Raw genomic sequence first — 13480 nt, forward strand, 5'->3', positions numbered from 1 at the left:
ACTGCTGTTTTTTAGGGATTTATGTCCCAGCCTTTTATGGCTTTTATATTATCTATCGTTTAGTGAATCGTTTTTTCAAAGTAAAGAGAATTTCATATATTACTGGTACAACTACAAGTGTTAATAAAGTTGATGAAATTAAACCACCAATAACTGTAGCAGCTAATCCTTTCGAAATAAGAATCGAGCTATCTTGACCAAATAACAAAGGAACTAATGCACCGATTGTTGCAATCGCCGTCATTAATATCGGTCTAATTCTAGTACCGCCTGCTTCGATTAATGCTTCTTTCATCTCCATGCCCTGCTGCTCATTATTAATGACACGGTCTATTAACACAATGGCATTTGTTACTACGATTCCAATTAACATTAGCATACCAATTAAACTTGGTACTGATATTGTTTCTCCTGTGATTAATAGTGCAATAATTACACCGATAACTGTAAATGGTAAAGAGAATAGAATTGTAAATGGTGCTAAGCCACCTTTAAATGTAATAACTAGGATTAAATATACGATAATGATCGCAGCTAACATTGCAAAGGCTAATTGTGTCATTGCATTGTTAATATCATCTGATGCACCACCGATATTAACCTTTACATTATTCGGTTTGTCCAAATTATTTATTTTAGACATCACTTGTCGTGTTGTGCCACCCACATCTTTATTTGTTACTTTAGCAGATACCGTCGTTGCATAATCTCCTTGTTCTTGCGTCAATTTACTTGGTGTCGTTGTTTTAACTAACGTAGCGATATTTCCCAATTTAATCGTACCACCAGTCGGCTTTTTCAAAGTTATATTATTCAACTTATCTTCTGACCAGTCTGTTTGCTTATTTTGTTTGACTATAACATCAACAGTTTTACCATTTTCTTTAACAGTCGTAACTGTTTTTTCTGGTAAGTTTTCATTCAAGTGCATTGCAAGTTGACTTGCAGAAATACCATTTTCTGCCGCTTTATTTTGATCAACTTTAATTTCATACTGGTCATATGTTTGCGATAAATCAGATTTGACATTGGCTAGTCCTTTAACCTGTTTCATTTTCTGTTCAATATCTTTTACAGTTGATTTTATGGCATCCATTGATGGACCTTTTACAGTAACCTCTACAGATTTATTACCTGCACCTGTTCCTAAATCTTGATTTTTCCACTCTCCAGGATGTTTAAAGCCATCTGCATGTTTAATAACCTTATCCGCTTCTACATCAAAATTAGGCGTGTCATTATCATATTCAACCATGATTGCCATACTATTTGTACTACCCGTTGGATCTACTGGACTACTACCACCAACTGAGTATTGAATTGTTTTTACATGCTTTTTCTGTTTTAAATATTTTTCAACATCTTTCGCATGATTCAACACTGCTTGCTCCGTTTCACCAGGCTTCGGTGTATAAGTAATAGCTAAAAATTTATCGTCACCTGCTGAAATAAAGCTAGTGCCTAGTCTCGGTCCTCCAAATACAATAGTTACAACCAAAATTAAAGTACTTAATATAATTACAATCCACTTATGATTTAGTGACCAATGCAATACTTTTTTATAAGTTGTACTAACAACACCTAATCCTTCTTGATGTTGTTTATTACGACGTTTAACGCCTTTTTTAAATAGTGTTGCTGCCAAAGCTGGAACGAGTGTAATTGACACTAATAACGATGCTAATAAACTAAATGCAATAGCCAATGCAAAAGGTCTAAACATTTCGCCTACTGAACCTGATACAAACACAAGTGGTAAGAAGACGATAATTGTAACTAGTGTCGATGACATTATTGGTTTAAATACTTCAGTTGTCGCACTGATAATTAAATTTTCACCTTTTAATTGTTCTTCTGAATCTGTTAAGCGTCGATAAATATTTTCAACAACTACAATCGAATCGTCTATCACACGTCCAATCGCTACTGTTAATGCACCTAACGTTAGTATATTCAATGAAACATCACTCAATTTCAGAGCAATAAGCGCCATAAGAAGTGATAACGGAATGGATATAATAGAAATTGCCGTCGTACGAATGTTTCTTAAAAACAGCAAAATAACTATAATTGCCACGATTGTACCTAATGATGCTTTTTCAACCATCGTATAAAGTGATTTCTCAACAGGCTTTGCAGTATCCATTGTTTTTGTGACATTAAAATCTTTATTTTCATCAACGAATGTATCAATTTTACGTTGTACATCTTTGGCTACTTGAACTGTATTGGCATCTTGAGCTTTAGTTATTTGTAGATTAACCGCATCCTTTCCATTCGTTTTAGAAATAGAAGTACGCACATCACCAACTGTAATATCAGCTAAATCTCCTAGTTTCGCTGTCGGCATACCACTTATATTATTTGGTGCTGACGCTTTTGAATTTTGCTGTGGTGATGCCTGATTAACGTCTGACATGGCTGAATTTTGTTTATTGTCACTTTGGGATTGAGATTGCCCTTGTCCTCCTGCAAACGTTAATGGAATATTTATGTTTTTAAAAGCATCAACAGATTGATATTGACCATCAACAACAATTGATTTATCTTTATCACCAAATTGGAACAATCCAAGTGGTGTTGTTCTTGTTGCCGTTTTTAGATAGTTTTCTACATCATCAGCAGTCAACCCATATTTTTCAAGTTCATTTTGCTTAAATTTAAGGGTGATTTCACGGTTCGTCTGCCCATTTAATTGCGCATTTTGCACACCATCTACCGTTTGTAATTTTGGTATTAATTGTTCATTCAGTACTTTCGTTACTTTTTTCAAGTCATTCTCTTTATTTGAAAATGAATATGCTAAAACCGGAAAAGCGTCCATCGAATTACGTCTTAATTCTGGTTGACCAACTTCATCTTTAAATTTAATTTTATCGATTTCTTTTTTAAGCTGTTCTTCTGCTTTATCCATATCTGTATTATTTTCATATTCAACTGTTACAATTGAAGCATTCTGTATGGATTGCGTTTTAACATTTTTCACATATGCCAATGATCTTACTTGATTGTCAATTTTACTACTTATTTCATCTTGGGTACTTTGTGGCGTTGCACCCGGCATTGTTGTTGTAACTGAAATAACTGGATTTTGTACATTTGGTAGTAATTCTAATTTCAATTTAGCACTCGCATATACACCGCCCAAGACAACTAAAACAACCATTAAAAAGATAGCAAACTTATTCCCTAAAGAAAATTGTAATAGCTTTTTTATCACAGTACTTCCCCCTCTTTCACTATATTCAAAAATATTTTACTCAACCATTCTATATTGTGTAAAAAAATCTGAACGCAAATGACAGTCTTATGAGCGTTCAGATTTCAGTCGTTAATCTATTTTCGTTTTAATTTACGAGATATTTTAATTTTAGCTTTTGTTAAACGCGGTTTAACTTGCTCAATTAATTGGTACAATGGCTGATTCAATACATAATCAAATTCACCAATCTTTTCACTTAAGTATGTTCCCCACACTTTTTTAAATGCCCATAATCCATAATGTTCTGAGTCTTTATCTGGATCATTATCTGTACCACCGAAATCGTAAGTTGTTGCACCATGTTCACGTGCATACTTCATCATCGTATACTGCATATGATGATTTGGTAAAAAATCTCTAAATTCATTAGAAGACGCACCATATAAGTAATATGATTTTGAGCCAGCAAACATTAATAGTGCACCAGAAAGATAAATACCTTCAGGATGTTCCTTTTCTAAAGCTTCTAGGTCTCGTTTTAAATCTTCATTTTTAGCAATTTTATTTTGCGCATCATTAATCATATTTTGCGCTTTTTTAGCTTGCTTTTCAGATGTTTTCATCTTCTGCTGCCATTTAGCAATTTCGGCATGAAGTTCATTCAATTCTTGATTTACTTTCGCTATATTTTCTTTTGGATCCAACTTTACTAAAAATAGTTCAGCATCTCCATCTTCATGCAACGCATCATAAATATTTTCAAAGTAACTAATATCACGCGTTAAGAAGCCATCGCGTTCCCCAGTGATTTTCATTAACTCAGCAAATGTTTTTAAACCTTCTCTATCAGATCGTTCTACTGTCGTACCTCGCTTTAAAGCCAAGCGCACTTTTGAACGATTTCGGCGTTCAAAACTATTTAATAACTCATCATCATTTTTATCAATTGGTGTAATCATAGTCATACGTGGTTGGATGTAGTCTTTTGATAAACCTTCTTTAAATCCTTTATGTTTAAAACCAAGCGCTTTCAAATTTTGCAAAGCATCTGTACCTTTATCAACTTCAACATCAGGATCGATTTTAATTGCATACGCTTTCTCAGCTTTAGCAATTTCTTTTGCACTGTCTAACAATGCATTTAACGCTTCTTTATTACTATAATCAACAACAAAACCACGCGAAATATAACATAGCGTATAAGGTAATTTAGGTACTTTTTTAAAAAGTAACTGCGCAACACCCTGAACTTCACCGTCACGACCTACAGCGATTCTTCGCGCGTACCATCCAGTTAATTTCTTTGTTTCTGCCCATTTCGTTAATTGTAATAAATCTCCATTTGGGTGAGATTTAACAAATGCGTCATGTTCCTGATTAGTGATATGCATCTTTTCCATGATTTATGATATCTCCTTCTATTTAACAATACCTTTAATTATACAGTCTGTATCTTATAGTGTCGATTCAGAGCTTGTGTAAGATTTGAACTCTTATTTTTGAAATGTCCATGCTCCAATTAATAGTTTAGCAAGTTCAAATTTACCCATTTTAATTGTGAATCATTTTATATCTATGTTTCGTGTTAAATTTAATGTTATCGTACAATTAATACTTTTCAACTAGTTACCTATACTTCAATATACTTTCATCATCTAACACGATATTCATTTCTAAAATGAACCAACTTGACTTCAATGAATAAATTTTTCCTCAAGCAACCACATTAATGTTCATATACAATTACCCCTGTTATAATGTCAATAATCTAACAATGAGGTGTTTGATATGAGAACAATTATTTTAAGTCTATTTATAATTATGAACATCGTTGCAATCATTATGACATTGAGTCAACCTCTCACCGTGAATTACTTTAGTTTACGGGTTATACTTATCTTTTTCACATTTATATTATCAATCTTTTTCATTTTAATTAAGTCATCACGATTAAATAATATATTAACAATTCTTTCCATTGTGCTTGCCATTATTCATATGGGCATTCTCGCTCATAGCACTTACGTATATTTATACTAATGGTTCAAAGCGATAAATAGCACCTCTGATAAAAATTGAATATGGTGAAGTTGCTTGTGCGTCTTTTATGATAACCGAATGATATTTTGAAACTTTACCATCTTCAATTCTAAAATAAATATCATCATTTTTTAAAATCAAATCTGTGTAATGGTCATTCTCTTCTACAATGTCCATATCAAACCATTTCAACCAATTCGATACTGTTTGTGATTGGTTTTTACTTTTCACAATAACAGTTTCAATTGCAAATTGTTTTTGAAAATATTTTTGCAATTTTTTAGTACGCATGGAATCACTTTCTTCCCATTGAATAAAAAATGGTGGCTTAATTTCATCATCATCCTGATTCATTATATAAAGCAATTGCCACTTTACCTTACCATCTTTATGTGTATCTCTTTCCATTTGAATCGGACCTACTACTTCAACCCGCTCACTTTGTAGTTTATTTTTAACTGCCTCAATATCATTTGTACGCAAACAAATATTTTTAAAGCCTTGCTCATACTTCTCTTGAACAATTTGAGTAGCGAAAGCGACTCCACCTTCTATCGTTTTTGCCATCTTTTTCAACTTTTCATTATTTTCTACATCTAGTAGCTCAATATAATTTTCATTGATATAACCTAATTTATTGAATGTTCCATATTTATGATGATACCCACCTGAATGTAATTTTATAACATCTCCTGGAAAACTAAACCGATCTAACTGATCTATATAATGAATGATGTGATCAAATTTCAATATCATTAGTATCCCCCTATTTACATGTAATTACGCTTATTTTAACAAAGTATAATTATTTTTGCTCTTAATAATTATATATTGATTTCTAATTGCTCCCGTTTTATAATTACTATTGTTGTAAAAAGGTTAGCTAAGCTAACTATTTTTTCTTAGGAGATGTCACTATGCTATCACAAGAATTTTTCAATAGTTTTATAACAATATATCGCCCCTATTTAAAATTAGCCGAGCCGATTTTAGAAAAACACAATATATATTATGGCCAATGGTTAATCTTACGCGATATCGCTAAACATCAGCCCACTACTCTCATTGAAATTTCACATAGACGTGCAATTGAAAAGCCTACTGCAAGAAAAACTTTAAAAGCTCTAATAGAAAATGACCTTATAACAGTAGAAAACAGTTTAGAGGATAAACGACAAAAGTTTTTAACTTTAACACCTAAAGGGCATGAATTATATGAGATTGTTTGTCTTGATGTACAAAAGCTCCAACAAGCAGTAGTTGCCAAAACAAACATTTCGCAAGATCAAATGCAAGAAACCATAAATGTGATGAATCAAATTCATGAAATATTATTAAAGGAGGCACACAATGACTAATCAAGGCTCATTAAATAAATCACCTATTTTCACCAAAAGTTTTACAATCAACTTTTTTGTCAACTTTATCGTATACCTATGCATGTATTTGTTACTTGTAGTTATTGCTGGCTATAGTAAGCAAGCTTTCGACGCTTCCGATTCATTAGCCGGATTAGTTGTAGGACTATTTATTGTCGGGTCTTTAATTGGTCGATTTGCTACAGGTAAATTTGTAAATCAAATCGGACCTAAACGATTATTATTTATTGGTTTAATTGCTTTAATTATCACGCAATTACTTTATTTTATTGATGGATCTTTAGCTTTTTTAATCTTTGTACGTCTCATAAACGGTATCGCAACTGCAGTTGTGACAACTGCAACAGGTACTATTGCGGCATACGTTACCCCTGTTAATAGAAAAAGTGAAGGCATCAGTTTATTTTCTTTAAGTTTAGTATTAGGTACAGCGATTGGCCCATTTCTAGGCATGTTACTTATTACAAAATACGCAATTGATTTACTGTTTATTATTTGTGTCATATTAGGCATACTCGGACTCATTATCTCATTATTTATAAAAGTTGATTTCGAAGTAACAAATAACAAAACTGAAACTAAAGTCATTGATAAACCAAGATTTAGTATTCATCAATTTATTGCAAAAGAGGCCATTCCTGTTGCTGTAATTATGCTTTTAATTGGCGTTACCTATGCGTCCATCCTAACTTATTTACAAGCATTTGCTTTAGAGCGACACCTAGTAACTGCAGCAAGCTATTTCTTTATTTGCTATGCTATAGCATCGTTAATTACTAGACCTATTGCTGGTAGATTGATGGATGATAAAAATGAAAATATTATTGTCTACCCAGCATTTATCATGCTTTTCCTTTCATTTGTATGCTTAATTTCAAGCTATCAAAGCTGGTTAATATTACTTGCTGGTGCTTGCCTAGGTTTAGGGTATGGAAATTTATCATCTGCAATGCAATCTATTGCGATAAAAGTCTCACCTCCGATTAAATATGGTATCGCGACATCTACTTTTTACGTTGGTCTAGATGCAGGTGTCGGCTTCGGTCCATCATTCCTTGGGTTATTTACTCATATGTTTTCATATAGTGAAATCTTCGGCTTTATGGCCGCTTTAGCAATCATTACTATGCTTGTTTACTTCTTAATTCATGGACGTCATGTAACTAGAAATGCCATGAACTAAATATTTATATTCAAAAATAAAAAGCATGCCAATCTCTATTCATCATTTGTCTGTCCCCAAGACGCAATTATGATGTACTGATTGGCATGCTTTTTAAGTTTTTAGTTTGTAACGCTTAACACTTCTATTTCTTTAGTAATTTTATCTAACAATTTCTTTTGAGAAGTACTATAGAAATAGAATACTTGTCTTTCATCCGTTTCAGAACGCAATTTAGAAATAAGCTCTTTTTTATAGATTTTACGGATAATCACATCGATTTTACTTGTATCCCATAGCATTTCAAAATGTAATGTATCTCTCAATTCTTTACCGCTAATCTTTTCAGCTTCATACACTTTAAAAAGTACTACAAATTCTTCAATTGAAATCTTATGTGTTGTTTTTAACCAGTGCTTTAACTGACTTAACTCCCTTTCTGCTTCTATAAAACGTTGAACTTTATTACTCATAATATGATGCCTCCTATGTTTCTTCTTAGATGTTTGTAATTCATATTATTATACAATTACTTAAATTTATTATATATCAAACTTAGCATTTTATCTATTACAAATATTAAATTGCTGGCTATATCTTGTTTAGATTTATATCTTTTGGACAACTTGTTGTTTATTCGACAACATTTATACCTAAAAAAGATATATTACAACTCAATGACTTGGAGTGTGACATCAATGTTAAAGAGCCCTTAAAGATTTATTATGTAGTGATTTTTGGGAGTGGGACAGAAATAACATTTTCACAAAATTTATTTCGTTGATCCCCAACTTGCACATTATTGTAAGCTGACTTTTCGTCACCTTCTATGTTGGGGCCCCGCCAACTTGCACATTATTGTATGCTGACTTTTTGTCAGCTTCTGTGTTGGGGCCCCGCCAACTTGTAAAAACTTTAAAAACGATCATTTCTATTAAATCTGGCATAGATATGACCGTTTTTACTTTAATAAATAATATTGTATTTTAGGGAGTAAGACAGAAATATTAAAACATCTCTAATGATTTAATATGTAGTGGTCCCTACACATTAACCACCAATATAATTCATGTTTATCTTTTTACGTTGACTATTGGCAACTGTTTGAGCAGTTCTCTCATCTGAATATCGATCATCTCTTATTTGCCATAAAGCTTTAAATTGTTCTTTTAATTCTTCGTCGGTCACGCCAGAACGAATAAACGCTTTAACGTTAAATCCATCGACAGTTGCAAATAAACATCCGTAAAACTTCCCATCTGATGACAGCCTTGCGCGTGTACATGTAGAACAAAATGATTGTGAAACACTTGTAATCAAACCAAATTGAACACCATTATCCTTATGGCGATAATATTTTGCTACTTCCCCAAAATATTTTGGTTCTACAGGATCGATTTCAAAGTGCTGCTCTATCATTGTAAGCATTTCATCTTTAGTTACAACTTTACTGAAATCCCATCCATTATCATTACCAACATCCATAAATTCTATAAATCGAATCTCTATATGTTTATCTTTAAAATATTCAAGCATTGGTATGATTTGATCATCGTTAATACCTTTTTGTATAACAACATTTACTTTTACATTCAAACCAATAGACGTCGCGTAATCAATTTGTTCTAAAATCGTAGTCGCTTTAATATTACGATTATTGATTGATTGAAATAGCGTATCATCAATAGCATCCAAACTGACATTAATTCTGCGTAGCCCAGCATCATATAACTTTTGTCCATGCTTTTTTAATAACAAACCATTTGTAGTCAAACCAATATCTTCAATACCATCGATTTGATTTAATTTAGCTATAAGTACATCTAAATCGCGTCGCATCAATGGTTCTCCACCTGTAATGCGTATTTTTTTTACACCTAATTCTGCATATACCTTAGCGATTCTAGCCATTTCATCAAACGTTAACAGTTCATTTTTAGGTAAAAATACGAAATCATCTCCAAATACCTCTTTAGGCATGCAATAATCACACCTAAAGTTACACCGATCTGTCACAGATAACCGTAAGTCACGGATGGGACGTCCTAGTTTATCTTTTATTTGTTCTACCATTTGTGGACCTCCTAACAGCTTACAATTTTTGAATTAAAGCGTCCAAATCATGCTGATAATTTATATTTTTGTACCAATATGAGGGCGCATCTACATCCCTGACATCCAAATAATCCGTTGATAATTCATGATATACATTTTTAAAACTGTAATTATCAGAATGTAGTGCTTTAGTTATAGCGCCTAATGCATTCGGACTATAAAATGCAATTGTTGGAATAAAACGTCCATCTTCTTTAAAAGCTGCGACATCTAAATGATTTTCAATAAGATGAGAAACTAAAAACTGATACAACGTGCTTACAGCTTTACCAGTAATCATTGGTGTATCAACAGAAACGACAAAAAACAATTCTTCTTCAGGATGTTGCTTCATGATTGTATAAATTCCTGCTAATGGACCTTTATCATTATGATTCTCATCATCTATAACAACATTTGGATATTTAAATTGCGTTGCCAATTGCGCATTTGTACTAATAATAATTTCATTGAACATATTTGTTGATTCTAATGTCTTAATTACTCTACTATAAAAGGTCTCACCGTTCACTTCCGCAAAAGCTTTGGGCTTACCAAATCGCACTGAATGACCACCTGCAAGAATTATTGCTTTCATGCTCCCTTAACCTCCACTAACCGGTGGAATTAATGCAACAGTATCATTAGGTTGAATGAAATCTGATTTTTGTACAAATTCCTCATTTACAGCAACTTGAAACTTTTTATTATTGATTTGCGGATAACGTTCAAACAATAAATCTTCAAATTGTTGTACAGTCAATGCTTGTTCAAGCACAATATCTTCCTGTGCTTTTTGTAATATATCTTTAATTTCTGCGAAGTAAAGTACCTTCATCTCTCTTATTCCTCCCTCTTCGCTTCTTCATAATTCCCTTTTTGATGCCCTTGCCATTTTGAACCATCTTCCCAAATTTCTTTTTTCCAAATCGGAACAATTTCTTTTATACGCTCAATTGCATATTCATTTGCTCGATAGGCATCTTTACGATGCGGTGAAGAAACTGCAATTAATACAGCGATATCTGAAATTTGTAATGGCCCTATTCTATGAACAATACTCGTTATCGTTCCAGGCCATTTTTCATTTATTTCATCTCCAATTTGTGCCAATTTCTTTTCAGCCATTGGAATATACGCTTCATATTCTAAATATTCCGTTTTGACGCCTTTAGTCCATTCGCGAACATGACCGGTAAAAACAACTACTGCACCTTGATATTCATTTATAGTGAATTCACGATATTGTTCTGTTTGTATCGGTTCTATCACGATTTCAAATTGTTTCATTCATTTCAATCCTCTATGTTAATTGTGTATCACAATCATTTTTAATTTTATTTAATAACCATTGCTCAAATGCTGTAAAATCTTCATGCTCCCTTACATTAATGCTATAACAAACATTCGACAATTGTTGTAATACTTGCAACTCTTCTTCATCTCGATAGACTACGACTTTTTCAAAATCAGCATTTTTAAAGCCTTCAACTAATACGATATTGGTGTCAATTGTAACAGATTTCTCAATAATTTGAGTAAGATTTTGATTATCTACACGTGTTACAGTTTGCTGATATTGAAAACCTTGTACAATACTTTGATCTGCCCCCGCTTCAAAATGCTTCATGTGATCGACGTCTGAATCCTGTAATTGAATATCTTCCTTAGCATGCCCATGATGTTTAATAGTAGCAACTGTATAACCATGTAACTTTAAGAAAGAGACAATATGCCTCATCAATGTTGTCTTACCAGACTTTTTGTAACCTACAATTTGTAAAATCATAAAAGAAGTTCCTCTTCAGCAGCGTCAGATTCAGTCAATATAATATCTACTGTATGCCCCGCTTTAAAACCACGTGACCCTCCTGGTAACATGACCATACAGTTAGCATGTGCAATCGCTACAACCGCACCTGATTTATTGAATCCTGAAGGTACTACAGTAGCTCCAGCACTTGTTAACGTTGCTTTAGCACGTATAAATCGTGTGAATGGGTTTGCCTTGGTAAAATCTTCCATTAATGTTGCTTTAATTATTTGCGGGAAGACTTCTAGTGCGCCACACATATGTTTAACAGCTGGTTTCACAAATAGTTCAAATCCTGTAAAACAAGCTGATGGATTTCCAGATAATCCAAACAAATACTTTCCATCTGCAAATGCAACCGTTGTTACGCTACCAGGACGCATTGCTACTTTATTAAATAACACTTCCGCCTTTACAGCCTTATAAATCTCAGGTAAATAGTCAAAATCTCCAACAGAAACTCCTCCCGTTGTAATAACGATATCATGTTTTTCCATAGCTTCTTTAACGACTTGTATGCCACTATCTAAATCATCTTGTTGTGTTTTGTAAATACCAACTTCAAGACCTAATTTTTCTGCTAAGGCACGAATCATTGGGCCATTAGAGTTACGAATTTTTCCATCTTCTAATACATCATTAACATCTAATAATTCGCTTCCTGTTGCAATAACAGCGACACTCGGTTGCTTAATAACTTTAACCTCTGCATAGCCATATGTTGCAAGGACCGCTATAGCCCCTGGATTAATTACTTGTCCTTTTTTTAGAACAACATCGCCTGTCGTTGTTTCTTCACCTTTTAAAGATATATTTTCATTTTTTGAAAATGGTTTACGAATTGTAAATGTATCTTCTAGTTCAATCGTTTGTTCAAACATAACAACAGCATCTGCGCCATTAGGTATTTGTGCTCCAGTCATAATACGCACCGCTTCGTGATCCCTAACTAATTTATCAGAAACTGAACCTGCACCAATATGATCAATCACTTTAAACTCAATGCGATTCTGACCACTTGCCCCTTGTGAATCAACACTGCGAATTGCAAAACCATCATAAGGTGATTTATCAAACCTTGGTATATCATAAGTAGCTACAATATCTTCTGCTAAGATATGATTTAGACTTTTTTCAAGTGCTACCGTAATTGCCGGCATTGAACTCTGCTGATTAACGATACGTTGAATTGCTTCTTTAACTGGGATTGGGTTTCTTTTTTCTACTACCATTAAAAATCATCTCCAAAACTTTTATTTTTTCATGATATACTAGATGCACTAGGAGGGGTAAAATGACTGAGTTTACTCATATTAATCAACAAGGCCACGCCAAAATGGTCGATGTATCAGACAAACAAATTACAAAAAGAACTGCTGTCGCTCATTCAAGCATTACTGTAAATGAAACTATTTTTAAGCAGATTTCTAATAACACCAATACCAAAGGCAATGTATTGAACACTGCTCAAATCGCTGGTATTATGGCTGCCAAAAATACATCAACAATTATTCCGATGTGCCATCCATTACCATTGACTGGCATAGATGTTCACTTCAGCTGGGATGAAACAAATGCACCCCTTTATACTTTAAACATTCAAACAACTGTCTCTACAACTGGCAAAACCGGTGTTGAAATGGAAGCTTTAACCGCTGCATCAGCAACGGCTTTAACCATTTACGACATGACGAAAGCAGTTGATAAAGGTATGATTATTGGCGAAACCTACCTTGAAAGCAAGTCTGGCGGTAAATCTGGAGATTTTCAACGCCAATCAAATCAATAAA

The 13480-nt window shown here is 33.2% G+C and carries 15 protein-coding genes; 5 read left to right on the forward strand and 10 right to left on the reverse strand.

Going from position 1 to position 13480, the window contains the following annotated elements; translation table 11 throughout:
* Positions 1-52 precede the first annotated feature (52 nt).
* Together HMPREF3247_RS02200 and femX are read right to left on the reverse strand one after the other, a co-directional pair.
* The gene (locus tag HMPREF3247_RS02200; protein WP_000592297.1) at positions 53-3220 is read right to left on the reverse strand and encodes an efflux RND transporter permease subunit; all 3168 of its coding nucleotides are present in this window, start codon (positions 3218-3220) and stop codon (positions 53-55) included.
* 116 nt (positions 3221-3336) lie between these two features.
* Complete coding sequence (gene femX / locus HMPREF3247_RS02205) at positions 3337-4602, reverse strand: lipid II:glycine glycyltransferase (RefSeq protein ID WP_000413865.1); 1266 nt, start codon at positions 4600-4602, stop codon at positions 3337-3339.
* A gap of 388 nt (positions 4603-4990) precedes the next feature.
* On the opposite strand from femX, the gene HMPREF3247_RS02210 reads away from it, so the two are divergent.
* Complete coding sequence (locus tag HMPREF3247_RS02210) at positions 4991-5242, forward strand: hypothetical protein (RefSeq protein WP_001566779.1); 252 nt, start codon at positions 4991-4993, stop codon at positions 5240-5242.
* On the opposite strand, the gene HMPREF3247_RS02215 is transcribed toward HMPREF3247_RS02210, so the two are convergent.
* The gene (locus HMPREF3247_RS02215; RefSeq protein ID WP_000600971.1) at positions 5234-5998 is read right to left on the reverse strand and encodes a VOC family protein; all 765 of its coding nucleotides are present in this window, start codon (positions 5996-5998) and stop codon (positions 5234-5236) included. The genes HMPREF3247_RS02210 and HMPREF3247_RS02215 overlap by 9 nt on opposite strands.
* Positions 5999-6159: 161 nt before the next feature.
* Here HMPREF3247_RS02215 and HMPREF3247_RS02220 point away from each other — a divergent pair, with 161 nt between their 5' ends.
* Together HMPREF3247_RS02220 and HMPREF3247_RS02225 are read left to right on the forward strand one after the other, a co-directional pair.
* Positions 6160-6600 carry a MarR family winged helix-turn-helix transcriptional regulator gene (locus HMPREF3247_RS02220; RefSeq protein WP_000951058.1) on the forward strand — a complete coding sequence of 147 codons (441 nt, stop codon included), beginning with the start codon at positions 6160-6162 and terminating at the stop codon, positions 6598-6600.
* The gene (locus HMPREF3247_RS02225) at positions 6593-7804 is read left to right on the forward strand and encodes an MFS transporter (RefSeq protein ID WP_000184405.1); all 1212 of its coding nucleotides are present in this window, start codon (positions 6593-6595) and stop codon (positions 7802-7804) included. The genes HMPREF3247_RS02220 and HMPREF3247_RS02225 overlap by 8 nt, the downstream gene beginning before the upstream one ends.
* Before the next feature lie 101 nt (positions 7805-7905).
* Here the strand turns inward: HMPREF3247_RS02225 and sarV are convergent, their stop codons facing one another.
* Positions 7906-8256, reverse strand: a complete 351-nt coding sequence (gene sarV / locus HMPREF3247_RS02230) for an HTH-type transcriptional regulator SarV (RefSeq protein ID WP_000066900.1) — start codon at positions 8254-8256, stop codon at positions 7906-7908.
* A 125-nt stretch (positions 8257-8381) separates the two neighbouring features.
* Between sarV and HMPREF3247_RS02235 the strand changes: the two genes are divergently transcribed.
* Positions 8382-8567 carry a hypothetical protein gene (locus HMPREF3247_RS02235; protein ID WP_031866192.1) on the forward strand — a complete coding sequence of 62 codons (186 nt, stop codon included), beginning with the start codon at positions 8382-8384 and terminating at the stop codon, positions 8565-8567.
* Positions 8568-8833: 266 nt separating this feature from the next.
* Here HMPREF3247_RS02235 and moaA read toward each other — a convergent pair whose 3' ends face one another.
* Genes moaA through glp form a run of 6 tightly spaced genes read right to left on the reverse strand, consistent with a single transcriptional unit; the run spans position 8834 to position 12922 of the window.
* Complete coding sequence (gene moaA / locus HMPREF3247_RS02245; RefSeq protein WP_070866183.1) at positions 8834-9856, reverse strand: GTP 3',8-cyclase MoaA; 1023 nt, start codon at positions 9854-9856, stop codon at positions 8834-8836.
* Positions 9857-9875: 19 nt separating this feature from the next.
* Positions 9876-10475, reverse strand: a complete 600-nt coding sequence (gene mobA / locus HMPREF3247_RS02250) for a molybdenum cofactor guanylyltransferase MobA (RefSeq protein ID WP_000643988.1) — start codon at positions 10473-10475, stop codon at positions 9876-9878.
* Positions 10476-10481: 6 nt separating this feature from the next.
* A complete protein-coding gene (gene moaD / locus HMPREF3247_RS02255) occupies positions 10482-10715 on the reverse strand; it encodes a molybdopterin converting factor subunit 1 (RefSeq protein ID WP_000866971.1) in 234 nt (77 codons plus the stop codon).
* Between the two features lie 5 nt (positions 10716-10720).
* Positions 10721-11167 (reverse strand): molybdenum cofactor biosynthesis protein MoaE, encoded by a 447-nt coding sequence (locus HMPREF3247_RS02260; RefSeq protein ID WP_000808495.1) that lies wholly within the window; start codon positions 11165-11167, stop codon positions 10721-10723.
* A 13-nt stretch (positions 11168-11180) separates the two neighbouring features.
* The gene (gene mobB, locus HMPREF3247_RS02265) at positions 11181-11666 is read right to left on the reverse strand and encodes a molybdopterin-guanine dinucleotide biosynthesis protein B (RefSeq protein ID WP_070866184.1); all 486 of its coding nucleotides are present in this window, start codon (positions 11664-11666) and stop codon (positions 11181-11183) included.
* Positions 11663-12922, reverse strand: a complete 1260-nt coding sequence (glp, locus tag HMPREF3247_RS02270; protein WP_000259731.1) for a molybdopterin molybdotransferase MoeA — start codon at positions 12920-12922, stop codon at positions 11663-11665. Before glp ends, mobB begins: the two co-directional genes overlap by 4 nt.
* A 62-nt stretch (positions 12923-12984) precedes the next feature.
* Here glp and moaC point away from each other — a divergent pair, with 62 nt between their 5' ends.
* The gene (moaC, locus tag HMPREF3247_RS02275; RefSeq protein ID WP_000134527.1) at positions 12985-13479 is read left to right on the forward strand and encodes a cyclic pyranopterin monophosphate synthase MoaC; all 495 of its coding nucleotides are present in this window, start codon (positions 12985-12987) and stop codon (positions 13477-13479) included.
* Position 13480: the final 1 nt, after the last annotated feature.

This window comes from Staphylococcus sp. HMSC36A10, from assembly GCF_001838845.1.
Lineage (GTDB): Bacteria > Bacillota > Bacilli > Staphylococcales > Staphylococcaceae > Staphylococcus > Staphylococcus aureus.